The organism is Streptomyces sp. 11-1-2 (assembly GCF_003595545.1).
Taxonomy (GTDB): Bacteria; Actinomycetota; Actinomycetes; order Streptomycetales; family Streptomycetaceae; genus Streptomyces; species Streptomyces hygroscopicus_B.
The window spans coordinates 8,519,872-8,542,509 of sequence record NZ_CP022545.1 but is presented as its reverse complement, the minus strand read 5'-3'; the positions used below and the strand labels follow the sequence as shown (position 1 = coordinate 8,542,509).

Here is a 22,638-nt window from a genome sequence, read left to right as displayed (position 1 = left end):
TCTATCGGGCTCAGCTGAATCCCGTGGGGAGGTATTCGTCCACGTTGTCCTTGGTGACGACGGCGGAGTAGAGGGTGAGGGAGGCCGGGATCTCCAGCTCCGCGAGGCCGCCGACGCCCTTGCCCTGGCCGAGCGCGCGGGCGAGGTCGATGGCGGAGGCGGCCATGGTCGGCGGGTAGAGCACGGTGGCCTTCAGCACGGTGTTGCCGGCCTTGATGGCGTCCATGGCGTGCTTGGCGCCCGCGCCGCCCACCATGAGGAAGTCATCGCGCCCGGCCTGCTTGATGGCGCGCTCGGCGCCGACGCCCTGGTCGTCGTCGTGGTTCCACAGGGCGTCGAAGTCGGAGTGGGCCTGGAGCAGTTGGGCCATCTTCGACTGGCCCGACTCGACCGTGAACTCCGCGGACTGGCGGCCGACCTTCTTGATGTTCGGGTAGTTCTTCAGGGCGTCGTTGAAGCCCTCGGTACGCTGCCGGGTCAGCTCCAGGTTGTCGATCCCGGCCAACTCGATGACCTTGGCGTTCTTCTTGCCCTTGAGCTGCTCGCCGATGTACTGCCCGGCGTTGAAGCCCATGCCGTAGTTGTCGCCGCCGATCCAGCAGCGGTACGCCTGCGGGGAGGCGAAGACGCGGTCGAGGTTGACGACCGGGATGCCCGCCCGCATCGCCTTGAGCCCGACCTGGGTCAGCGCCTTGCCGTCGGCGGGCAGGATGACCAGGACGTCGACCTTCTTGTTGATGAGCGTCTCGATCTGCCCGATCTGCTGGGCGGTGTCGTTGGAGCCCTCGGTGATCTCCAGCGTGACGTCCTTGTACTCCTTGGCGCGCCGCTTGGCCTGCTCGTTGATGGCGTTGAGCCAGCCATGGTCGGCCTGGGGCCCGGCGAAGCCGATGGTGACCGCCTTACCGGGCTTGTCATTGGCGGTGTTCGCGGCCTGTTTGCTGTTCTCGTCGCTGTCGTTGTTCTCGTTGCTGGTGCACCCGGCGGCGAACAGCGCGCCCGCCGCGGCGGTGCCCAGGAGCAGGCTTCTGCGACTGGTGGGGGAGGAGCTCTGTGGGAACCTCATGGCGTCGAACGACCCTTCTGTACCAGGACGGCGGCGACGATGATCGCGCCCTTGGCGATCTGCTGGACATCGCTCTGAAGGTTGTTCAGGGCGAACAGATTGGTGATGGTGGTGAAGACGAGGACGCCGAGGACGGAGCCGGTGATGGTGCCGCGGCCGCCGCTGAGCAGCGTGCCGCCGATGATCGCGGCGGCGATGGCGTCGAGTTCGTACAGGTTGCCGTTGGTGCTCTGGCCGGAGCCGGTGAGGACGACCAGCATGAAGGCGGCGACACCGCAGCACAGCCCGGAGAGCAGATACAGCGTCAGCCGCTGCCGTTTGACGTCGATGCCCGCGAGCCGGGCCGCCTCCGCGTTGCCGCCGATGGCGACGGTGCGCCGGCCGAACGTCGTGCGGTTGAGCACCAGCCAGCCGAGGACCGTGACGGCGGCGAAGATGATCACCAGCGGCGGTATGCCGAGGACGTAGGAGTCCGGGAGCCCGAGGTCCAGGACCGGGTCGACGGTGACGACCTGGGTCCTGCCGTCGCTGATCTGCACGGCGAGCCCGCGGGCCGAGGCGAGCATCGCGAGGGTGGCGATGAACGGCACCATCCCGCCGTACGCGATGAGCACCCCGTTGACCAGTCCGCAGCCGAGCCCCACCAGGACCGCGCACAGCAGGATGCCGCCGAGTCCGTAGTCCTGGGTGGCGAGCGTGGTGGCCCACACCGAGGCGAGGGCGACCATCGCGCCGACCGACAGATCGATGCCGCCGCTGATGATGACGAAGGTCATGCCGACGGTGACGACGCCGATGACGGACGCCTGGGTGAGCACGAGCTGGAGGTTGTCGGTGCTGAGGAACTCGTCGGGCTTGGTGAAGCCGCCGACGGCGATCAGCACCGCCAGCACCCCGACGAGCGAGAGGTTGCGCAGGTCGGCCAGGCGCCGCAGCCTGCTCAGCGGATCGGTGCCGGTGCGGCCGGCCGGCGGTTTGCCGACCGGACCGGCCGTCAGCGTGGCGCCCGCGCCCGGTACCGGGGCGGGGTCGGCCGGGGGGCTGGACGCCGGCCTGCTCCCGGGTGAGTTCACGACGGGCTCCCTTCCATGACGAGATCGAGGACGCGGTGCTCGTCCAGCTCCCGCGCGGGCGCCGTATGGACGACGCGGCCCTCGCGGAGCACCAGCACCCGGTCGGCGAGGCCCAGGACTTCGGGCAGTTCGCTGGAGACGAGAAGGACGGCCATGCCGTCGTCGGCGAGTCGGCGGATCACGGCGTACAGCTCGGCGCGGGCGCCGACGTCCACCCCGCGCGTCGGCTCGTCCAGCAGCAGCACCCGGCAGCCGCGCAGCAGCCAGCGGGCCAGCACGGCCTTTTGCTGATTGCCGCCGGACAGGGTCCGCACCGGCCGCTCCGGATCGTCGGGGTGCAGCGAGAGGTCGCGTACGCACCTACGGGCCGCCGCCCGCTCCGCGCCGCGGTCCACCCACCCGGCGCGGGAGAAGCGGGGCAGCGAGGAGACCGAGACATTGCGGGTGACGGACTCCAGCATCAGCAGCGCCTGCGCCTTGCGCTCCTCGGGGGCGAGCCCGAGCCCGGCGCGCACGGCGGCGGACACGCTGCCGGGGCGCAGCGCGCGCCCGTCCACCAGGACCCGGCCCGAGGTGGGACGGCGGGCGCCGTAGACGGTCTCCAGGATCTCGGACCGTCCGGAGCCGACGAGTCCGGCGAGCCCGACGATCTCGCCGGGCGCCACTTCGAGGTCGATCGGCTCGAACTCCCCCGCCCTGCCGAGGTTCTCCAGCCGCAGCACGGGCGCGGCGCTGGCGGCCGGAGGTGCCGTGGTGCGGCGCGGGAACGCGTACTCCACGTCCCGGCCCGTCATCAGGGCCACGACCTCGCGGGTCGGGGTGGTGCGGGCGTCCAGCCCGCGGGCGGCGGCGCGGCCGTCCTTGAGCACGGTGACGCGGTCGCCGATCCGGCGGATCTCCTCCAGCCGGTGCGAGATGTAGACGACGGCGACCCCGGCGGCGGTGAGATCGCCGACGATGCGGAAGAGGTTGTCGACCTCGTCCGGGTCGAGGGCCGCGGACGGCTCGTCCATCACGATGAGCTGGACGTCGTGGGAGAGCGCGCGGGCCATCGAGACGATCTGCTGCCCGGCCGCGGACAGCTCCCCCACCAGCCGCCCCGGGTCGATCTCGGGGTGGCCGAGCCGGGTCAGGAGAGCGGCGGTGGCGGTGCGGGCCGCTCGGGAGCGGACGAAACCGGCGGTGGCCATCTCATGGCCGAGGAAGACGTTCTCGGCGACGGACAGCCCCTCCACCAGGTCGAGTTCCTGGTAGATGGTGGCGATCCCCAGGCGCATGGCGGCGATGGGCGACTTGAGGGTGACCGGTGCGCCCTGCCAGAGGATCTCGCCGCTGTCGGGCTGATGCGCCCCGGCGACCACCTTGATGAGGGTGGACTTGCCGGCGCCGTTCTGGCCGAGCAGACAGTGCACCTCGCCCGCTTCGACATCGAGGTCGACGCCGTCCAGGGCCCGTACGCCGGGGAAGGACTTGGTGATCGCGGACATGGTGAGGAGCGGGCGCGGGTCGGGTGGTGCCGGTGCCATGGCTGGCCTCCTCGGCGGGTTCGCTCGATGCGGTGCGGGTCGCTGGGCGTGCCGGAGCCGCTGCGGGCGCGCGGCGGGGCTGGGGATAGGGCTGGCTGGGGCTGGGTGGAGCGGTGATGTCGTGCCGTGGTGAGGTGCGGGGCGTGCCGGGGTACGGCGCGCCGCCACGGTGGTGCCGGGTGGTGCGGCTCGGTGGTGCCCGGGTGGTGCGGCTCAGTGGTGCCCGGGTGGTGCGGCTCAGTGGTGCCCGGGTGGTGCGGCTCAGTGGTGCCGGTCGTGCGGCTCGTGCCTCGACGTGGCGTACGCCGAGGGCGGTGCGGATGCCGTGCTGCTGCGCTGTGCCGAGGTACGGACCGGCCGTGGCCGGGCGGGATCAGGCCGTCAAGCCTTCAAGCCGTCAAGCCGTCAGGCCGTCAGGCCGGGGAGAAGAGGTGGTCGCTGATCAGGCGGGCCGCGCCGGTGACCCCGGCGGCCGGGCCGAGTTCGCCCAGCACGATGGGGAGGTTGCCGGTGGCCAGGGGCAGGGACTGGCGGTAGACCTGGGTCCGTATGGCGGCGAGCAGCGTATGGCCGAGCCCGGTGACACCGCCGCCGATGACCACCAGACCGGGGTTGAAGAAGCTGACGAGCCCGGCGATGACCTGGCCCGTACGGGTGCCGCCCTCCCTGATGAGGTCGAGGGCGGTCGCGTCGCCCGCCGACGCCGCCGCGGCGACGTCCGTGGCGGCGAGGCCGCCCACCTCCTCCAGCCGGGCGGCGAGTTCGGCGGACCGGCCGTCGCGGGCGGCCGCCTCGGCGTCGCGGGCCAGTGCCGCGCCGCCGAAGTACGCCTCCAGGCAGCCGCGGTTGCCGCAGGCGCAGGGGCGGCCGTCGGGTTCGGCCTGGATGTGGCCGATGTCGCCCGCGCTGCCCGTCGTACCGCGGTAGACCTCACCGCCGACGACGATCCCGCAGCCGATACCGGTGCCGATCTTCACACAGAGGAAGTCCTTGACGGAGCGGGCGACTCCGGCGTGCTGCTCCCCCATCGCCATGAGGTTCACATCGTTGTCGACCATCACCGGGCAGCCCAGCTCCTGGCTGAGCGCCTCCCGTACGGGGAAGCCGTCCCACCCCGGCATGATCGGCGGCGCCACCGGCACACCCTCGGGGAACCGCACGGGGCCGGGCACACCTATGCCCGCCCCGTCGAACCCCTCGGCCACCCCGGAGGCCCGGAGCTTCGCGGCCATGTCCAGCACCTGCTCGAAGACCGCGACGGGTCCCTCGCGCACATCCATGGGCTGGTTGAGATGGCCGAGAATCTCCAGTTCGGCATTGGTCACCGCGACGTCCACGGAGGTGGCGCCGATGTCGACGCCGAGCAGCCGCAGCCCCGGCGCGAGCCGGATGTTGTGCGAGCGCCGGCCACCGCGCGAGGCCGCGAGCCCGTCCGCGGCCACCAGCCCGGTCTCCAGCAGCCGGTCGATCTCCACGGCGAGCTTCGAACGCGAGAGATCGATCTGATCGCCCAGCTGAGCACGGGAGTTGGGACCGCCGTCGCGCAGCAGACGGAGCAGTCGTGCCTGATGCGCGTTCGCCGGTCGTGCCGTCATGCGCCTCACGCTGCCCCTCCCGCCGTCATCGGCATCCACGTCACCGGGCTTTCACGGGGAACGTAGCAGCGGTTGTCGGGGGTGGGAAGAACTTGCGCCGCAATTGGCTACGACTTTCTCCTGTCGCAGGACAAAGCCGAGTTGATTTCGCGACAGCACGAGGAGGCACCGGTTCGGGAGCGCGGGCCCGGCAAAAGGGTTCGGCCACTCCGGCCACTACGATCGGCGATCATGGAGATAGCGACGTACATCTTGATCATGGCCCTCGTTCTGCAGTATCCGCTGCTGGAGTCGAGGATCAAGAAGATCCAGCGCAGGGCGGACCGGATCGAGCACAAGCTGGACCTGATCCTCGACCACCTGGACATCGAGGTGGTCGGGCCCGACCTGAGGCGAGTGACCGCCCTGCTGCGGGAGGGCAAGAAGTTCGAGGCCATCAAGGCCTACCGGCAGCTCACCGACGCCGACTTGAAGGAGGCCAAGGAGGCTGTCGAGCGCATCGACGCCACTCGGGGATGACGCCACCCGGCAACGGCCGGTCCGGCGGAGGGGTCAGGACCGCTCGCGGTCGTGGTACGTGCGGCGGGTGTGTTCGGTGTGGGTGCGCATGGCGGCCGTGGCCCCGTGTTCGTCACCGGCGGTGATGGCGGCGATCAGCTCGCGGTGCTCGATCCAGGACTGCTTGCCGCGCTGACGGGCGACCGGGGTGTAGTACCAGCGGACCCTGCGGTCCACCTGGGCGGCCAGCTCGGACAGAACCGCGTTTCCGGCCAACTCCATCACCTTGGCGTGGAATTCGGCGTTCGCCGCGACCGCGCCGTCCACATCGTCGTCCAGCACCGCGCGCTCGCCCTTCGCGCACAGGTCCTCCAGCGCGGCGATCCCGGCCGCGTCGATCCCCGCGGCGGCCAGCCGGGCGGCCTCGGCCTCCAGGAGCGTGCGCACCGTAAGGAGCTGATCGGCCTCCTCCTCGGTGGGCTCGTGGACGAACGCGCCCTGCGCGGGCCGCAGATCGACCCAGCCTTCGGTGTTGAGCCGCTGGAGGGCCTCGCGCACCGGCTGGCGGGAGACCCCGAGCTGCCCGGCGAGCTCGCTCTCCACGAGGTGCTGACCGGGGCGGAGGGCGCGGGTGGTGATGAGTTCGAGCAGCGCCTCGTAGACGCGCTCGCGGAGTGGACCGGGCCGCTCCAGCTTCGGTACCGCGCCGTGCGGCAGTCCTCTGGACAGCATCGCGCCCCCTCTGACTCGCCGTTCACCGGATGCCCGGATTGGTTATTGTCTACAGTTTACCCACCCCGTCCACGCGGCCGACACATCCCAGGCGCTTTTACGTCTAGTCATTGACTCGTTGAATCCTTAAAGTCCGGGCACATGCTCACCAATGATCGACTCGGCCCGTTGCATCGCTCGCGCACCCTGGCCCCACCGGGCTGGAGCCGCTGGCTGGTGCCACCGGCCGCCCTAGCCGTCCACCTCTCCATCGGCCAGGCGTACGCCTGGAGCGTGTTCAAGCCGCCCCTGGAGTCCTCCATGGACCTCTCGGGCACGGCCAGCGCACTCCCGTTCCAGCTGGGCATCGTGATGCTCGGCCTGTCCGCCGCCTTCGGCGGGACGCTCGTCGAGCGCAACGGCCCGCGCTGGGCGATGTTCGTCTCCCTCGTCTGCTTCTCCTCCGGCTTCCTCGTCGCCTCGCTCGGCGCCGCCACCAGCCAGTACTGGCTGGTCGTCCTCGGCTACGGCTTCATCGGCGGGATCGGTCTCGGCATCGGATACATCTCCCCCGTCTCCACGCTCATGAAGTGGTTCCCCGACCGGCCCGGCATGGCCACCGGCATCGCCATCATGGGCTTCGGCGGCGGCGCGCTGATCGCCTCGCCCTGGTCGAGCTGGCTGATGGAGCGCTTCGGCACCGACAACAGCGGCATCGCCGCCACCTTCCTGGTGCACGGTCTGACCTACGCGGTCTTCATGACCCTCGGCGTGCTGCTGGTGCGGGTACCGGCCGACGGCTGGCGGCCCGCCGGCTGGGAGCCGCCGCAGGAGCAGGGGCACATGGTCAGCGCGGCCGACGTCTCCGCGCGCAACGCCCTGCGCACCCCGCAGTTCTGGTGTCTGTGGGTGGTGCTGTGCATGAACGTGACGGCGGGCATCGGCATCCTGGAGAAGGCCGCGCCCATGATCGGCGACTACTTCAAGGACACCGACACCCCCGTGACCGCCACCGCGGCGGCCGGTTTCGTCGCCCTGCTGTCGGCGGCCAACATGACCGGGCGGCTGGTCTGGTCGTCCACGTCCGACCTCATCGGGCGCAAGAACATGTACCGGATCTATCTGGGCGTGGGCGCGCTGATGTATCTGGCCATCGCGCAAATCGGGGACTCCTCCAAGCCCCTGTTCGTGGTGTGCGCGCTGGTGATCCTCTCCTTCTACGGGGGCGGGTTCGCGACCGTTCCGGCGTATCTCAAGGACCTCTTCGGCACCTATCAGGTGGGCGCGATCCACGGCCGGCTGCTCACCGCGTGGTCGGTGGCCGGAGTCCTCGGCCCGTACATCGTCAACAAGGTGGCCGACCACCAGGAGGAGGCGGGGAAGAGCGGCCCCGGGCTGTACTCGCTCTCCCTCACCATCATGATCGCGCTGCTGATCGTCGGCTTCATCGCCAACGAGCTGGTACGGCCGGTCCATCCGCGCTTCCACGAACCGGCCACCGCGGCGGCCGAGGCCGAGGGAAAGGCGGCGCCCGCCGAGGCTGAGGAAAAGGCGGCGCCCGCCGAGAAGGGAGCGGACCGATGACCGAACCCACCACGAACCGCACCGCGCTGACCGTGGCCGTCTGGGCCTGGGTCGCGCTGCCCTTCGCGTACGGGGTCTACGAGCTCATCCGCAAGGCCACACAGCTCTTCACGGGCTGAACTCGCCTTACCGCCTTCACCGGCTGAACTCGCCTTACCGCCTTCACCGGCTGAACTCGCTTTACCGGCTTCACTGGCCGAACTCGCTGTACCGGCCGAGCTCGCTTCCCCTGTGAGCTCTCTTCACCAGCCGACGTCCCATCACCGCCCGGGTCCCATCACCGGCGGACGGGAGGGGGGTTGAGGTGTCGTTCGACTCCTTGACCCCCTCCTCGGGCATACTGTATCCAATATTCTGTCGACGATACTCGGACGTTCGGTTCCCTCACGTCGCACCGCGGCGTGACCGCCGTAAGGAGCCCGTCGTGGCCCGTAACCGCCAGCGCAACCGACAGCAGAAGCAGTACCCGAGGCTGACCCACCCCCTGGTGCGGGATTCGGTCAGCGGTGAACTCCGCCGCGCCTCCTGGGACGAGGCGCTCAGCCGGGCCACCGCCGGGTTCCGGGCCGTGACGGCGGCCCACGGGCCCGACGCGTTCGGCATGTTCTCCTGCGCCCGCGCCACCAACGAGATGAACTACGTGGCCCAGAAGTTCGCCCGGGTGGTGATGGGCACCAACAACGTCGACTCCTGCAACCGCACCTGCCACGCGCCCAGCGTCGCGGGGCTGTCCGCCGTCTTCGGCTCCGGCGGCGGCACGTCGTCGTACGCGGAGGTCGAGGACACCGATCTCATCGTGATGTGGGGCTCCAACGCCCGCTTCGCGCACCCGATCTTCTTCCAGCACGTCCTCAAGGGCATCCACAACGGCGCCCGGATGTACGCCGTCGATCCGCGCCGCACCTCGACCGCCGAATGGGCCGAGAGCTGGCTGGGGCTCAACGTCGGCACCGACATCCCGCTCGCCCACGCCGTGGGCCGCGAGATCATCCACGCGGGGCTCGCCAACCGCTCCTTCATCGAGCGCGCCACCAGTGGCTTCGAGGAGTACGCGGCCCATGTGGAGCCCTGGACCCTGAGCGTCGCGGAGAAGGTCACGGGCGTCCCCGCGGACGCCATCCGCGATCTCGCGCACGCCTACGCCACCGCCGAGCGCGCCCAGCTCTGCTGGACGCTCGGCATCACCGAGCACCACAACGGCACCGACAACGTCCGGGCGCTGATCAATCTGTCCCTGCTGACCGGCCATGTCGGCCGGTACGGCTGCGGACTGCAGCCGCTGCGCGGCCAGAACAACGTCCAGGGCGGCGGCGACATGGGCGCCATCCCCAACCGGCTGCCCGGCTTCCAGGACATCCTGGACCCGCCCACCCGGTCCAAGTTCGAGCGCGCCTGGGACGTGGTCATCCAGCCGCGCTACGGGCTGAACCTCACCGAGATGTTCGAGGCCATGGAGGCGGGCGAACTGCGCGCCGTCTACTGCATCGGCGAGAACCCGGCCCAGTCCGAGGCCGACACCGAACAGGCCGTCCGGCGGCTGGAGTCGCTGGAACACCTGGTGGTCCAGGACATCTTCCTCACCAGGACCGCCGAGCTGGCCGATGTGGTGCTCCCGGCGACCGCGGGCTGGTGCGAGACGGAGGGCACCACCACCAACAGCGAGCGCCGCGTCCAGCGAGTGCGCAAGGCCGTGGAGCCGCCGGGCGAGGCGCGCGAGGATATCGACATCATCTGTGAGCTGGCGCGACGGCTCGGCCACGACTGGAAGTTCGAGGGCGCGGAGGAGGTGTGGAACGAGCTGCGCGCCGTCTCCCCCGACCACTTCGGCATGACCTACGAGCGGCTGGAGGAGCACCAGGGCATCCAGTGGCCCTGCCCCAGCACCGACCGCCTCGAGCCCACCTATCTGCACGGCCGGCTGTGGGAGAGCGATCCGGCGCGGCGCGGCGCCCTCGCCCCCTTCGGCCCGGTGATGCACGATCCGCCGGTCGATCTGACCGATGACGCCTACCCGATCCGGCTCACCACGGGACGCCGCCTGGACTCGTACAACACCGGCGTGCAGAGCGGGGGGTTCGCCTCTCCGCTGCGGCGCGGCGAGTACATCGAGCTGTGCCCGGAGGACGCGGCCCGCTACCGGGTGGAGACCGAGGAGCGGGTGCGGGTCACCTCGCGGCGCGGCTCTGTGGTGGCGCCGGTGTGGATCGATCCCGGGCTGCGGCCGGGGCTCGCCTTCATGACCATGCACTTCCCCGACGAGGTGGACACCAACTCCCTCACGATCGAGGCGAACTGCCCCATCGCGGGGACGGCGGAGTTCAAGGCGTCGGCCATAAGGATCGAGAAGATTCCCGTGACCGCCGTAAGGAGCTGACCGTGGATCTGCGCTTCGGTGCCGGCAACCCCACGGACGAGGAGCGGGCGGCGGTCGACGCCCTGCTCGGCCCGCCCGAATCCGCCTGGGAGGGCGCGGACGACCGCAACGAGACCGATCTGCGCTGGGCGCGCGGCGGTCGCGAGGCACGTGAGCGGCGCGAACTGCTGTTGCCGGGGCTGCATGCCCTCAACGACCGGGTGGGCTGGATCAGCGAGGGCGGACTGGACTATCTGTGCCGCCGGCTGACGGTCCCTCCGGCGGAGGGCTACGGGGTCGCGACCTTCTACGCGATGTTCGCGGTGAAACCCCGTCCGGCGACCGTCGTCCACGTCTGCACCGACCTGGCGTGCGCGACCCGGGGCTCCGCGCGGGTGTGCGCGGAGCTCGAACGGGACCTGGGCCCGGCGGGCTCGGCCGGGTCCGGAGCCGCCTGGCAGCCCAGCCCGTGCCTGGGCCTGTGCGAACGCGCCCCGGCGGCCCTGGCGATCCGCGCGGGCGAGACCCCGCAGGCCGCGGTCGTCGCCCCCGCCACCGCCGAGGCGGTGGCCGACGCGGCATCGGCGCCGCACGACGCGCCGGCCGAACCCCCCGCGGCGACCGCGGTCCCCCAGACCGGCGCCGACGGCCCCTGCTCCCCGCCCGCCACGCGGGCGGGGACCGACGACGACGCGGCCGTGCCCGACCCGGGCCCCGACGCCGGGCAGCGGCCGGAGAACTCCGCACATACGGAGCCGCACGCCGACCCCTGTGCGCGGCCCGAGTGTTCCGCGCGGCGGGACACATCCGTGCCCCTGGCCGGAGGCAACGGCCTGGTGCTGCTGCGCCGGATCGGAGTCGTGGACCCCGGGTCGCTCGACGACTACCGCACCCACGGCGGATACGCCGCCCTGCGGCGCGCGTTCGCGCTCGGGCCCGCCGGGGTGATCCGGGAGGTCACCGAGGCGGGGCTGGTCGGGCGGGGCGGGGCCGCGTTCCCCACCGGGCGGAAGTGGGCGGCCACCGCCCAGCAGCCCGACCATCCGCACTATCTGGTCTGCAACGCCGACGAGAGCGAACCGGGCACCTTCAAGGACCGGGTCCTGATGGAGGGCGATCCCTACGCCCTGATCGAGGCCATGACCATCGCGGGCTATGCGACCGGGGCCCACCGCGGCTATCTGTATCTGCGCGGCGAGTACCCCCGTGCGCTGCGCCGGCTGCGCACCGCCATCGACCGGGCCCGGGCCCGGGGCTTCCTCGGCGAGGACGTCATGGGGCAGGGGTTCGCGTTCGACATCGAGATCCGGCGCGGCGCGGGCGCGTACATCTGCGGTGAGGAGACCGCGATCTTCAACTCGATCGAGGGGCGGCGCGGTGAACCGCGCAGCAAGCCACCGTTCCCGGTCGAGAAGGGGCTGTTCGGCAAGCCGACCGCGGTCAACAACGTGGAGACGCTGGTCAATGTGTTGCCGATTCTGATCGAGGGTGCGCAGGCGTATGCCCGCACCGGTACCGGCACCTCCACCGGCACCAAGCTGTTCTGCGTCTCCGGCACGGTCGCCCGGCCCGGCGTCTACGAGCTGCCGTTCGGGGCGTCGCTGGGCGAGCTGCTGGAGCTCGCGGGGCCGCCCGAGACGCTGCGCGCGGTACTGCTCGGCGGCGCGGCGGGCGGTTTCGTACGCCCCGACGAGCTGGACGTCCCGCTGACCTTCGAGGGCACGCGCGCCGCGGGCACCACCCTCGGCTCCGGGGTGGTGCTGGTCCTGGACGACAGCGTCGACCTGCCCCGCGTCCTGCTGCGCATCGCGGAGTTCTTCCGTGACGAGTCCTGCGGCCAGTGCGTCCCCTGCCGGGTGGGCACCGTACGGCAGGAGGAGGCGCTGCACCGGATCAAAGACCTTACGGGCGCCGCCGCGGCCGGGGACATCGCGCTGCTGCGCGAGGTCGGTCGGGCCATGCGGGACGCCTCGATCTGCGGTCTGGGCCAGACCGCCTGGAACGCCGTGGAGTCCGCCATCGACCGCCTGGGAGCCTTCAAGTGACCGCGATACCGCTGCGACCCCCGCGCCGTCTGGTCGACCTCACCCTGGACGGCGAGCTGGTCCGCGCCCCGGAGGACAGCACGCTGCTGGACACGTGCCGCGCCGCGGGCAAGGACGTCCCGACCCTGTGCCAGGGCGACACGCTCACCCCGAAGAACGCCTGCCGGGTGTGCGTGGTGGAGGTGGAGGACGCCCGCACCCTCGCCCCGGCCTGTTCCCGCCGGGTGGAGCAGGGCATGGAGGTGCGCACGGACACCGAGCGGGCCCGCCACAGCCGTAAGGTCGTCCTGGAGCTGCTGGCCTCCTCCACCGATCTGTCGACGACCCCGCGCGCGGCCGAGTGGATCGAGGAGTACGGAGCCGAGCCGGACCGCTTCGGCGCGGACGCCGCCCGGGTGGACGAGGAGCCGAAGGTCGACAACGACCTGTACGTCCGCGACTACGACAAATGCATCCTCTGCTACAAGTGCGTGGACGCCTGCGGCGAGCAGTGGCAGAACACCTTCGCGATCGCGGTCGCGGGCCGCGGTTTCGACGCCCGGATCTCCACCGAGCACGACGCGCCCCTTACCGACTCCGCGTGTGTCTACTGCGGCAACTGCATCGAGGTGTGCCCGACCGGCGCGCTGAGCTTCAAGACGGAGTTCGACATGCGGACGGCCGGGGCGTGGGACGAGTCGGCGCAGACGGAGACGACGACGGTATGCGCCTACTGTGGTGTGGGGTGCAATCTCACCCTCCATGTGCAGGACAATGAGATCGTGAAGGTCACCTCGCCGCACGACAATCCCGTCACGCACGGGAACCTGTGCATCAAGGGCCGTTTCGGCTACCAGCACGTACAGAACCACGCACAGAACCGGGACTGATCGACATGGGACGGGTCACCGAGCGACGCCGCGTCATCCGCATCCGGGACGGGGCGGTCAGCACCCGGCCGGACACCCTGGTGGCGGAGGAGCCGCTGGAGATCCGGCTGAACGGCAAACCGCTGGCGATCACCATGCGCACACCGGGCGACGACTTCGCCCTCGCCGCCGGGTTCCTGGTGAGCGAGGGCGTCCTCGGGCGCGCGGACGAGCTGGCGAACATCGTCTACTGCGCGGGCGCCACCGAGGACGGCTCCAACACCTACAACGTGGTGGATGTGACGCTCGCACCGGGTGTGCCGGTCCCGGACATCACCCTGGAGCGCAATGTCTATACGACGTCCTCCTGCGGGCTGTGCGGCAAAGCCAGCCTGGACGCGGTGCGGACGACGGCGCGCTGGGCACTCGCGGACGGCCTCGGCGACGGGACGGACGGCGGGGCTGACGGCGGGAGCCCTCCCGTCCGGATCGAGCCGGAGACGCTCTCCGTGCTCCCCGACCGGCTCCGCGCGGCGCAGCGCGTCTTCGACCGGACCGGCGGGCTGCACGCGGCGGGGCTGTTCACGCCGGACGGCGAGCTGCTGGACCTGCGGGAGGACGTGGGCCGGCACAACGCGGTGGACAAGCTGGTGGGGCGGGCGCTCCAGCAGGGTCTGCTGCCGCTGTCGGGGTCGGTGCTGATGGTCTCGGGCCGCGCCTCCTTCGAGCTGGCGCAGAAGGCGGTGATGGCGGGGATCCCGGTGCTGGCGGCGGTGTCGGCGCCCTCCTCGCTGGCGGTGGATCTGGCGGCGGAGACGGGGCTGACCCTGGTCGGCTTCCTCCGCGGCACTTCGATGAACGTGTACGCGGGTGAGCAGCGACTCGCCCTGCGGACAGCGGTCGGCGGGACCTGAGAAGCGGTCCGCCCGCTGCACGGGTTGGCGGGCCGGCCGGCGGGGAGCGCCCCCTGCGCCGGCCGGTCCCTACCGGGGCGTGTACGCGCGTCACCGGGTCCCGTACCTGCGTTCCACATCCGGGCCTTCACTCGAAAGTGTTCTTGACCGTTCGTTCTGGTTAGGTGCTACGATTGGCTCATGGCCAGAACGAAGGAATTCGACCCGGAGGCCGCCCTGCAGTCGGCTCTCGAGCTGTTCTGGCAGCGCGGCTATGAAGCGACCTCGATGGCGGACCTCGTCGACCATCTCGGCATCGGCCGCGCCAGTATCTACGCGACCTTCGGCAGCAAGCACGAGCTGTATCTGAAGGCCATGGACCGCTATGCGGAGACGCGCGACCCGTCGTTGCTGACCGAGCTGTCCCAGCCGGGCCCGGCGCTGCCCGCGGTGCGGGCGGTGGTGCGCCGCTTCGCCGAGGAGGCCGCCTCCCCGGAGATGCGGCTGGCCGGCTGCCTGGTGACCAACACAGCGGCCGAGCTGGCTCCGCACGACCCGGCGGCCGCCCGCCGGGTGGAGCTGAGCTGGGATCACGTGGAGACACCACTGTGCTCCGCGCTGATACGGGCCCAGGCCCAGGGAGAGCTTCCCGAGGACCGCGCCCCCCGTGCGCTGGCGCGGATGCTGTTCGTGCTGATGCAGGGGCTGCGGGTGGTCGGCAAGGCGTCGGACGACCCGGCCCGGGTGCGGGACGCCGCGGAGCAGGCGCTGGCACTGCTGGACTGACCTGCTTGGCCTGACGCCTTCGACCCGACCTCTGCGGCCTGACGTACCGGCCTGCCCCGGCTCGGAGCCGCACCACACCACGATCACAGGAGTGAGACAGAGCCCATTCGCATGCCCGCATATTAAAACGATCGGTCAAATATTGGGGGAGAGATGACCGTCACCGACACCCCGCGCGGCACCGGCACCACCACCACGACGCCCCATCGCCACGCCTTCGCCCTGCTCGGCTCCGTCCAGATCACCCTGATCTTCACGCTCGCGGCGATCGCCGTGCCGCTGCCCGAGATCGGCCGCGCCTTCGGCCTGGAGCGGGCCGATCTGATCCTGCTCAGTGCCGCCTATGGGCTCACCTTCGCCGGGCTGCTGCTCTTCGGCGCGCGCCTCTCCGACCGCTACGGCGGGCGGCGCGCCCTCACCGCCGGGCTCATCGTCTTCGCCGCCGCCTCGGCCGCCGCCCCGTTCTCCCCCGGCATCGGGACACTGCTCATGGCCCGGTTCGCCCAGGGCGCGGGGGCGGCCCTGATCGCGCCCGCCGCCATGGCCGTGCTGCGCGCCGTCTTCCCCACCCCCGCGGCCTATGGCAGAGCGATGGCCGCCTGGGGCGGGCTCTCGGTGCTCGGCGCGACCGCGGGCAATCTGGTCTCCGGCGTCATAGCCGAATGGCTGTCCTGGCGCTGGAGCTTCGCCGTACCCCTCGCGGTGGCCGCGGCCGCCCTCGCCCTCGCGCCCCGGCTACTGCCGGACACCGCGCCGAGCCGGGGCCGGACGCTCGATCTGCCGGGCGCGCTGCTGGCCACGGCCGGGATCACGCTGGCCAGTTACGGGCTCGTGGTCACCGACGCCCTGCCCTGGTCGTCGGCCGGGGCGCTGGCGCCCCTGCTCATCGGGGCCGCGCTGCTCGTCGCGTTCTGGTTCGCCGAGCGCCGGGCCGGCGATCCACTGCTGCCGCCCCGCTTCCTGCTGAACCGGCGGCGGGCCCTCGCCCTCGCGGCCATCGCGCTCAGCGCCTGCGCGACCGCGATGACCTTTGTGACCCTCTCGCTCCATCTCCAGCAGGACCGTGACTGGTCACCGCTGGGGACCTCGGCCGCCTTTGTGCCGTTCGCCATCGCCCTGCTCGCCTCGGGGCGGGCGGCCGGGCCGCTGATAGCCCGCTTCGGCCCTCGCGTCGTCACCGCCGCCGGGCTGGCCACGGCCGCGGCCGGGCTGGTCCTGCTCGCCCTCACCGGGCTCGACCCGCACACCCCGTACGCCTCCGCGCTGTTGCCGGGGCTGGTACTGCTGCCGGCCGGCGCCGCCGCCTCCTTCGCCGGGGCCGCCGTGCTCACCACCCATGGGGTGTCGCCCGAGCGGACCGGACTCGCGGGCGGGGTGCTGAACACGGCGATGGAGCTCGGCCCGACCGTCGTCTTCGCCATCGTGCTCACCTTCGGCAGCGATGCCTTCTCCCTCGCCGCGACGGGGGCCGCGCTCGCCCTCGTCGCCGCTCTGAACCTCCGCGTCCAGCGGACCCGTCCATCCCGTCCATCCTCTCTTCCTCAAGGAGCCATGCAGTGAACCGCTTCACCGGAAAGACCGCCCTCGTCACCGGAGCGGGCACCGGCCTCGGCCGTGCCATCGCGCTCGCCTTCGCCGCCGAAGGCGCCTCCGTGGTGGCCGCGGGGCGCACCGAATCCACCCTGGCCGAGACGGTCCGCCTCATCGAGGCCGCCGATGGCCGGGCCACCGCCGTGACCGCCGATGTCACCGACTCCGGGCAGCTGCGGGAGCTGGTGCACACGGCCGTCACCCGCTTCGGCGGACTGGACATCGCCGTCAACAACGCCGGGATACTGCGCGGCAAGGGGCCCGTCGGGGAGGTCAGCGAGGAGGACTGGGAGGCGGTGCTGCGCACCAATGTCACCGGTGTCTGGCTGGCCATGAAGCACCAGATCGCGCACATGAAGGACCACGGCGGCGGGGCGATCGTCAATGTCTCCTCCAACCTCGGCGCCCACCTCCGGGTGCCGGGCCTCGGCGCGTACAGCACCTCCAAGGCGGCGGTCGCCACGCTGACCCGGGTCGCCGCGCTCGACCATGTCCACCAGGGAATCCGGATCAACGCGGTCAGCCCCGGCGTCTCCGACGGCCCCATGTCACTGCTGCCCGGTGAGACCGAGGCCGACCGCGCCGAGCGGGTGAAGGCCGAGAATCCGCTGGGCCGGGTCGCGGAGGCGGATGAGATCGCGGCGGCCGTGCTCTATCTGGTCTCACCGGCGGCGGGCTCCGTGGTCGGCACGGATCTGGTGGTGGACAGCGGCTCGTCGGCCTGACCGGCCCCGAGCGCCCGACCGCGCCGAGCGATCGACCGGCCGGAGCAGCCCGGCCATGGAGCTCTTACCACGGAGCTCCTGCCACGGGCCTCCGGCCATGGGGCAGCCCCCACTCTTACGCGGGGGCTTGCCGCATGGCCGGGGCGCCGCCGCACCCGGAGGCTGGTGAGACATGAACGCACTCACGAAGCGCCCTCGTTTACGCCTCGTCATGGCCGCCGCCGTCACCGCCACTCTCCTCGCCGGTGCGGCCGCGGTCCCGGCCGCCGCCACCACCACCGCCGCCCCCGGAGCCCCCACAGCACCCCAAGCGCCCGCAGCGCCCGGCTCCGACTCCCCCGACCACCGGCTCACCGAGGACGAGTTGCGCCGCGAGGTGGCCCGGACCCTTGAGGACGCCGGTTTCATCGGCCTGACCGTGGAGGTGCGCGACGGCCACCGCCGGATCCACGCCCGCGCGGGCGAGGCGGAGCTGAACACCGGCCGTCCCATGCCGTACGGGGCGCACTACCGGGCCGCGAGCGTCACCAAGTCCTTCGTGGCCACGGTCGTCCTCCAACTGGTCGCCGAGGGGCGGCTCTCGCTGAGCGATCCGGTGGACAAGTGGCTGCCGGGTGTGGTGAGCGGCAACGGCAACGACGGCCGCCGGATCACCGTCAGGAATCTGCTCCAGCACACCAGCGGCATCCACAACTACGCCTACAGCGACGACACCGGCGACACGGCGGCGGACTTCGATCGGACCCGGTTCGACCATGTCTCCCCCGAGCAGGTGGTCGCCGGGGCGATGAAGCACCGGCCCGACTTCCCGCCCGCCCCGGCCGATGACCAAAAGCCCGACTGGAACTACTCCAACCCCGGCTATGTCCTCGCCGGAATGATCATCCAGAAGGTCACCGGACGCGCGTGGCCGGAGGAGGTCCGCGACCGCATCATCCGCCCGCTGGGCCTGACCGGCACCCACGAGCCGGGGGACGATCCGCGGCTGAAGGCCCCGTACGCACATACGTATCAACGCTTCCCCGGCTCCGGCACCTGGACGGACACCACGCTCCGGAACGTCTCCTGGGGCGGCGCGGCCGGTTCGCTCATCACCACCGATCGCGATCTGGACCGGTTCTACACCGCGCTGCTGAGCGGCCGTCTGCTGCCCCCGGCGCAGCTGGCCGAGATGCGCCGGACCGTCCCCGTCGGACCGGACTTCGAGGTGGCCTTCCCGCACGCCCAGTACGGGCTCGGGATGATGCGGCAGCCGCTCAGTTGCGGCGGCTACCGCTGGGGCCACGGCGGCGACCTCGAAGGGGCCACGGTGCGGACCGGCTTCACCGAGGGCGGGCGGCGCTCGGTGACCATCAGCTCCAGCGGCAAGACCGCCGACGACGAGCAGCTGCTCCGGGCCGAGGCGGCCCTGCAGCGCCTCACCGATCGCGTCCTGTGCGACGGCGCGCGCCCGAAGCCGTAAACTCTGACATCCATTGGAGAGTTTCGGGGCGTGAAGAGAGTTCCGGGCGTGAGGGCGTGAGGAGGAGGGCCCATGCGTATCGGCGAGCTGTCCCGCCGCACCGGGGTGAGCGAACGGCTGCTGCGCTACTACGAACAGCAGGGCCTCCTCCAGCCCGAGCGGCTGCCCAGCGGCTATCGCGCATACCGCGCGTCCGATGTGGCGGTGGTGCGGCGCATCCGCGCGCTGCTGGCGGCCGGGCTCTCGACGGCGACCATCTCCCAGGTCCTGCCCTGCCTCCGCGACGACGGTGAGCACCTCGTGCCCACCTGCCCGGATCTGCTCGGCGAGCTGCGGGCGGAGCGGGAGCGGATGACCGCGGCCATCGAGGAGCTCGAGCTGTCCCGGTCGCTGCTGGACAGGGTCATCACCGCGGGCCAGTCGGCCATGAACTGACCGAAGCGGGGCGCGGCCCGGGGTCAGTAGGGCAGCCGGGGGGCAGGGCCCGGCCCGGGGCAGTGGGGCAGCCGGGAGGCGGGGCGCGGCCGGGGGCGGGCGCCGCCCTCTCGCGCCCCGCCTCACCTCAACTGGCGTAGTGTCACGAGGATATGACGCACGGTCCTTGTCCCGGACGACCGCAGGACGAGACACTTTCTGCCGCAGTCATGTGTGAGACATGGGATGTCTTGATGTCCTGACGGTGTGATGCCTCCTGGCGTGATGCCCGACGGCCTTGACGTCCAGATGCCGATGCCTCCATGAGGCAGTCTGAAGGGCAGGCCGTGACCATGGCGTCAGTTCTCCGCACACGTCCCCGCACCAGACCATCCCACCCCCGTGCCAGACCATGGCGGCGCCGCGCCTGCGTGCTCCTCACCGCCGCGGCGCTGGCCCTGATTCCGCTTCCGGTACGGGCCGCGGACACGGATTCCTCCGCGTCCGCGGCCCGCGCCGACTCCGGCTTCGAACAACAGGTCCTCTTCAAGTCCGCCCAGGAACAGGGCTACTCGTGCTTCCGGATCCCGGCGATCGTCAAGGCCAAGGACGGCTCCCTGCTCGCCTTCGCCGAGGGCCGGGTCGACAACTGCGGCGACGCCGGGGACATCGATCTGGTCCTCAAGCGCTCCACCGACGGCGGCCGCACCTGGGGCCCGCTCCAGGTGATCAACGAGGGCGGCGGCGACACCCACGGCAATCCCGCACCCATCGTGGACCTGCGCACCGGCCGTATCGTGCTCGCCAGCACCTACAACACCGGCCGCGACGACTCCCAGAGCTGCGACATCCCCTGTGACCGCTCCCCGCATCTGCAGTACAGCGACGACAACGGCGCCACCTGGTCAACCCCGCGCGATCTGAGCTCCTCGCTGATGCCGCCCCAGTGGAACTCCTGGTACGCCACCGGCCCCGTCCACGGCATCCAGCTCCAGCACGGCCGGCACAAGGGACGGCTGCTCTTCACCCTCAACACCGAGAGCTACAGCGGCGGCCGCATCACCGACAACCATGCCGCGCTCGCCTACAGCGACGACGGCGGCAACCGCTGGCGCATCGGCGCGATGGACACCTACCCGCTCGCGGAGGACGGCACCTTCCGTCAGAAGCCGTCCGAGATGACGCTGGTGGAGCGCGCCGACGGATCGGTCTACGTCAGCGGGCGGGAGCAGGACGGCACCGATCTCGGCCATCGCGACTACGCCATCAGCCGGGACGGCGGCCAGAGCTTCACCGGGCCCTTCCGCACCATCCCCGATCTGCCCACTCCCCAGGTGCAGGGTTCGATCCTGCGGCTGCGCGATCCGGCCCGCGACGGCCACAGCCGGCTGCTCTTCTCGGCCCCCGCCGACCCCGACCGCCGCCGCACCATGATGGTCCGCTCCTCCTGGGACGAGGCCCGCACCTGGGACGGTGTCGAGCGCGGCAAGGTCGTCACCACCGACTGGTCCGGCTACTCCGACATGGTCGCGGTCTCCCGCGACGCGGTGGGGCTGCTGTACGAGGGCGGTGCGGTGGACGCCCGCGACGAGATCCGCTTCGCCCGCTTCACCGAGGACTGGCTGGGTCCCCGCCAGGCGCCCGCCCCCACCACCGACGACCGCGCGCCCGGCGCCCGGTCCGCGACCGTGCTCGGCGGCGCGGCGGCGCGCGGCGACGGCCGCTTCGGCGGCGGGCTGTCCTTCGACGGCACGGACGACGCGGTACGTATTCCGTACCGGACCGCCTTGCCGCTGGGCACCCGCGACTTCACCGTGAGCCTGTGGTTCCGCTACTCGGCCGCCTCCGGGCAGCATCCGTTCCTGTGGATGGGCGGGATCGGCACCAAACAGCCGCAGGTCTGGCTGCGCGGTGAGCCCGGGAGCAACCGGATCCGGGCGCTGATGACGACGGTCAACGGCTTCTCCACCTTCACCAGCGCCTCGGTGTCCACCGACGCCGCGTACAACGACGGGCAGTGGCATCACCTCGCCCTGACCCGCAGCGGCGGACGGCTCTCCCTCACCGTGGACGGCGGCACCGCCGTCACCGCCCCCGATGCCCCGGGCACCGTGAGCCGCACCGCGCCCTTCGGCCTCCACCTCGGCCAGGCCGTGGACGGCCGCTCCCATATGACCGGCGATCTCGATGAGTTCCGCCTGTACGGCCGCGCCCTGACCGACACCGAACTGCGCCGCGTCCGCGAGTTCAACGCCCCGCTCGACGACCACCACTCCGGCGCCCTCGTCCACCTCCCCCTGGACCGCGTGCGGTCATCTCATCACTAGCGGCCATCCACGACCGGACACCCGGCTAGACCACACAGAACTCATTGCCCTCCGGGTCCTGGAGCACCACCGCGTAGTACTCCATCCCCGGCTCGTCCATGATCCGCTGCACCGTGGCTCCGGCCTCCTTCAGCCGGTCCACGGTCGCGGTGACCCGCTCGGTGCGGACCGCCAGGGGCACATCGCGCCCGCCGCCCACCTTCAGATCCAGATGCAGCCGGTTCTTGGTGACCTTCGACTCCGGAACCTGCTGGAACCACACCCTCGGACCCTGCCCCTCCGGATCCACGATGGACTCCGGTATCTCCCCGGCCCCGGGAGGCAGCTCCTCCGCGGGCACCCCCATGTCCGCCCAGTACTCCCGCCAGGTGGCATGGCCGCCGGGCGGGGGCTCGGGCACATAGCCAAGGGCCTCGGCCCAGAAGGCCACCATCCGGCGTGGCTCGGCACAGTCGATGGTCAGCTGCAGGGTGAGCGTCGTCATGTCCGAAGCCTCGCAGAGGGGTCTGACAACAGCCTCCCGAGAGGGTCTGAAAACGAGACCCGCCGCGAGTACGTCCCGCTGGACGAGTAGTTCCGAAAGGCTTGAAGCGTGGCGTGAGCGTGCGATAGCAGGGCCGCTGTTGCAGCCGATGCAGAACGAGATTCTTGATCGGGCGCTTGGCGGAGCCGCGAGGGGCTCCGACTGGATGGGGGTCGCACCGCGCGGCGGTTTCCGTAGCGCGGTGACGACGGTGGATGGACGCTTTCGCCGTTTTAGTTGTCTTGGCCTGCGGGGACGAAGTTCGCGTATTCCTCGATGCGGGTGATCAGACCCTTGTCGTCGAAGCGGAAGTACACCGCGGCGTGGACCTCGCCGCGCATGCCGTTGGTGGTGGCGACGTGCACCACGTGCTGCTGGAGGACTTCGCCGGGCTGTGAGAACTGGCGGGTGATGTCGTAGCGCATCAACTCGATGGATTCGATCTGCCCCTCCATCCCGGCGATGTTCTCCTCGATCGACTGCTCGCCCTTGCCGTCGTTGTGCCACACCGTCGTCGTCTCGGCACACATCGCGCGGGCGGCCTTCCAATCCCGGTTCTCCAGCGCGCGGAGGTAGGCGACGGCCTTGTCCTTGAGTTCCTGGCTCATGCGGGTTCTTC

General features: G+C 71.2%; 20 protein-coding genes. 13 read left to right on the top strand and 7 right to left on the bottom strand.

The genetic code is table 11. The features are described 5' to 3' along the window. Positions 1 to 10: 10 nt before the first annotated feature. The 4 genes from CGL27_RS36695 to CGL27_RS36680 form a co-directional block, all read right to left on the bottom strand. Positions 11 to 1,066, bottom strand: a complete 1,056-nt coding sequence (locus CGL27_RS36695; protein ID WP_078640204.1) for a substrate-binding domain-containing protein — start codon at positions 1,064 to 1,066, stop codon at positions 11 to 13. After that, positions 1,063 to 2,139, bottom strand: coding sequence for an ABC transporter permease (locus CGL27_RS36690; RefSeq protein WP_107439015.1), 1,077 nt, complete (start codon positions 2,137 to 2,139; stop codon positions 1,063 to 1,065). The genes CGL27_RS36695 and CGL27_RS36690 overlap by 4 nt, the downstream gene beginning before the upstream one ends. After that, a complete protein-coding gene (locus CGL27_RS36685) occupies positions 2,136 to 3,665 on the bottom strand; it encodes a sugar ABC transporter ATP-binding protein (protein ID WP_119992016.1) in 1,530 nt (509 codons plus the stop codon). The genes CGL27_RS36690 and CGL27_RS36685 overlap by 4 nt, the downstream gene beginning before the upstream one ends. Before the next feature lie 413 nt (positions 3,666 to 4,078). Continuing rightward, the gene (locus tag CGL27_RS36680; RefSeq protein WP_078640206.1) at positions 4,079 to 5,260 is read right to left on the bottom strand and encodes an ROK family transcriptional regulator; all 1,182 of its coding nucleotides are present in this window, start codon (positions 5,258 to 5,260) and stop codon (positions 4,079 to 4,081) included. Positions 5,261 to 5,491: 231 nt separating this feature from the next. Between CGL27_RS36680 and CGL27_RS36675 the strand changes: the two genes are divergently transcribed. Continuing rightward, positions 5,492 to 5,779 (top strand): hypothetical protein, encoded by a 288-nt coding sequence (locus CGL27_RS36675; RefSeq protein WP_078640207.1) that lies wholly within the window; start codon positions 5,492 to 5,494, stop codon positions 5,777 to 5,779. A gap of 33 nt (positions 5,780 to 5,812) precedes the next feature. Here CGL27_RS36675 and CGL27_RS36670 read toward each other — a convergent pair whose 3' ends face one another. Then, positions 5,813 to 6,490, bottom strand: a complete 678-nt coding sequence (locus CGL27_RS36670; protein ID WP_078640208.1) for a GntR family transcriptional regulator — start codon at positions 6,488 to 6,490, stop codon at positions 5,813 to 5,815. 141 nt (positions 6,491 to 6,631) lie between these two features. Here CGL27_RS36670 and CGL27_RS36665 point away from each other — a divergent pair, with 141 nt between their 5' ends. The 12 genes from CGL27_RS36665 to CGL27_RS36615 all read left to right on the top strand — a co-directional run bounded on the left by CGL27_RS36665 (position 6,632) and on the right by CGL27_RS36615 (position 21,496). After that, on the top strand, positions 6,632 to 8,053 hold the full coding sequence (locus CGL27_RS36665) for an OFA family MFS transporter (RefSeq protein ID WP_119992015.1): 1,422 nt from the start codon (positions 6,632 to 6,634) through the stop codon (positions 8,051 to 8,053). Beyond that, the gene (locus CGL27_RS53265; RefSeq protein ID WP_014055836.1) at positions 8,050 to 8,172 is read left to right on the top strand and encodes a hypothetical protein; all 123 of its coding nucleotides are present in this window, start codon (positions 8,050 to 8,052) and stop codon (positions 8,170 to 8,172) included. The genes CGL27_RS36665 and CGL27_RS53265 overlap by 4 nt, the downstream gene beginning before the upstream one ends. 305 nt (positions 8,173 to 8,477) lie before the next feature. Next, a complete protein-coding gene (locus tag CGL27_RS36660) occupies positions 8,478 to 10,427 on the top strand; it encodes a molybdopterin-dependent oxidoreductase (RefSeq protein WP_119992014.1) in 1,950 nt (649 codons plus the stop codon). Between the two features lie 2 nt (positions 10,428 to 10,429). Next, positions 10,430 to 12,451: an NADH-ubiquinone oxidoreductase-F iron-sulfur binding region domain-containing protein gene (locus tag CGL27_RS36655; protein WP_119992013.1), complete on the top strand. Its 2,022-nt coding sequence runs from the start codon at positions 10,430 to 10,432 to the stop codon at positions 12,449 to 12,451. Further along, positions 12,448 to 13,320 carry a 2Fe-2S iron-sulfur cluster-binding protein gene (locus tag CGL27_RS36650; protein ID WP_119992012.1) on the top strand — a complete coding sequence of 291 codons (873 nt, stop codon included), beginning with the start codon at positions 12,448 to 12,450 and terminating at the stop codon, positions 13,318 to 13,320. The genes CGL27_RS36655 and CGL27_RS36650 overlap by 4 nt, the downstream gene beginning before the upstream one ends. A gap of 5 nt (positions 13,321 to 13,325) precedes the next feature. Continuing rightward, positions 13,326 to 14,213 (top strand): formate dehydrogenase accessory sulfurtransferase FdhD, encoded by an 888-nt coding sequence (gene fdhD, locus CGL27_RS36645; protein ID WP_119992011.1) that lies wholly within the window; start codon positions 13,326 to 13,328, stop codon positions 14,211 to 14,213. Between the two features lie 180 nt (positions 14,214 to 14,393). After that, the gene (locus CGL27_RS36640; protein ID WP_119992010.1) at positions 14,394 to 14,978 is read left to right on the top strand and encodes a TetR/AcrR family transcriptional regulator; all 585 of its coding nucleotides are present in this window, start codon (positions 14,394 to 14,396) and stop codon (positions 14,976 to 14,978) included. Positions 14,979 to 15,131: 153 nt separating this feature from the next. Then, on the top strand, positions 15,132 to 16,538 hold the full coding sequence (locus CGL27_RS36635; protein ID WP_119992009.1) for an MFS transporter: 1,407 nt from the start codon (positions 15,132 to 15,134) through the stop codon (positions 16,536 to 16,538). Beyond that, positions 16,535 to 17,293, top strand: a complete 759-nt coding sequence (locus CGL27_RS36630; RefSeq protein WP_119992008.1) for a glucose 1-dehydrogenase — start codon at positions 16,535 to 16,537, stop codon at positions 17,291 to 17,293. The genes CGL27_RS36635 and CGL27_RS36630 overlap by 4 nt, the downstream gene beginning before the upstream one ends. Positions 17,294 to 17,465: 172 nt before the next feature. After that, positions 17,466 to 18,755: a serine hydrolase domain-containing protein gene (locus tag CGL27_RS36625; RefSeq protein WP_119992007.1), complete on the top strand. Its 1,290-nt coding sequence runs from the start codon at positions 17,466 to 17,468 to the stop codon at positions 18,753 to 18,755. Between the two features lie 72 nt (positions 18,756 to 18,827). Further along, complete coding sequence (locus tag CGL27_RS36620; protein ID WP_119992006.1) at positions 18,828 to 19,190, top strand: MerR family transcriptional regulator; 363 nt, start codon at positions 18,828 to 18,830, stop codon at positions 19,188 to 19,190. A gap of 410 nt (positions 19,191 to 19,600) precedes the next feature. Next, positions 19,601 to 21,496 (top strand): sialidase family protein, encoded by a 1,896-nt coding sequence (locus CGL27_RS36615; protein ID WP_119992005.1) that lies wholly within the window; start codon positions 19,601 to 19,603, stop codon positions 21,494 to 21,496. A 25-nt stretch (positions 21,497 to 21,521) separates the two neighbouring features. On the opposite strand, the gene CGL27_RS36610 is transcribed toward CGL27_RS36615, so the two are convergent. Next, positions 21,522 to 21,980 carry a VOC family protein gene (locus CGL27_RS36610; RefSeq protein WP_119992004.1) on the bottom strand — a complete coding sequence of 153 codons (459 nt, stop codon included), beginning with the start codon at positions 21,978 to 21,980 and terminating at the stop codon, positions 21,522 to 21,524. 272 nt (positions 21,981 to 22,252) lie between these two features. Beyond that, on the bottom strand, positions 22,253 to 22,627 hold the full coding sequence (locus CGL27_RS36605) for a nuclear transport factor 2 family protein (RefSeq protein ID WP_119992003.1): 375 nt from the start codon (positions 22,625 to 22,627) through the stop codon (positions 22,253 to 22,255). Positions 22,628 to 22,638 lie beyond the last annotated feature (11 nt).

What these genes read in the sequence shown, in the direction of transcription:
- CGL27_RS36635 (WP_119992009.1), top strand. Translation starts at nt 15,132, where the DNA reads ATGACCGTCACCGACACCCCGCGCGGCACCGGCACCACCACCACGACG.
- CGL27_RS53265 (WP_014055836.1), top strand. Translation starts at nt 8,050, where the DNA reads ATGACCGAACCCACCACGAACCGCACCGCGCTGACCGTGGCCGTCTGG.
- CGL27_RS36665 (WP_119992015.1), top strand. Translation starts at nt 6,632, where the DNA reads ATGCTCACCAATGATCGACTCGGCCCGTTGCATCGCTCGCGCACCCTG.
- fdhD (WP_119992011.1), top strand. Translation starts at nt 13,326, where the DNA reads ATGGGACGGGTCACCGAGCGACGCCGCGTCATCCGCATCCGGGACGGG.
- CGL27_RS36610 (WP_119992004.1), bottom strand. Translation starts at nt 21,980, where the DNA reads ATGACGACGCTCACCCTGCAGCTGACCATCGACTGTGCCGAGCCACGC.
- CGL27_RS36625 (WP_119992007.1), top strand. Translation starts at nt 17,466, where the DNA reads ATGAACGCACTCACGAAGCGCCCTCGTTTACGCCTCGTCATGGCCGCC.
- CGL27_RS36685 (WP_119992016.1), bottom strand. Translation starts at nt 3,665, where the DNA reads ATGGCACCGGCACCACCCGACCCGCGCCCGCTCCTCACCATGTCCGCG.
- CGL27_RS36640 (WP_119992010.1), top strand. Translation starts at nt 14,394, where the DNA reads ATGGCCAGAACGAAGGAATTCGACCCGGAGGCCGCCCTGCAGTCGGCT.
- CGL27_RS36605 (WP_119992003.1), bottom strand. Translation starts at nt 22,627, where the DNA reads ATGAGCCAGGAACTCAAGGACAAGGCCGTCGCCTACCTCCGCGCGCTG.
- CGL27_RS36670 (WP_078640208.1), bottom strand. Translation starts at nt 6,490, where the DNA reads ATGCTGTCCAGAGGACTGCCGCACGGCGCGGTACCGAAGCTGGAGCGG.
- CGL27_RS36680 (WP_078640206.1), bottom strand. Translation starts at nt 5,260, where the DNA reads ATGACGGCACGACCGGCGAACGCGCATCAGGCACGACTGCTCCGTCTG.
- CGL27_RS36695 (WP_078640204.1), bottom strand. Translation starts at nt 1,066, where the DNA reads ATGAGGTTCCCACAGAGCTCCTCCCCCACCAGTCGCAGAAGCCTGCTC.
- CGL27_RS36620 (WP_119992006.1), top strand. Translation starts at nt 18,828, where the DNA reads ATGCGTATCGGCGAGCTGTCCCGCCGCACCGGGGTGAGCGAACGGCTG.
- CGL27_RS36675 (WP_078640207.1), top strand. Translation starts at nt 5,492, where the DNA reads ATGGAGATAGCGACGTACATCTTGATCATGGCCCTCGTTCTGCAGTAT.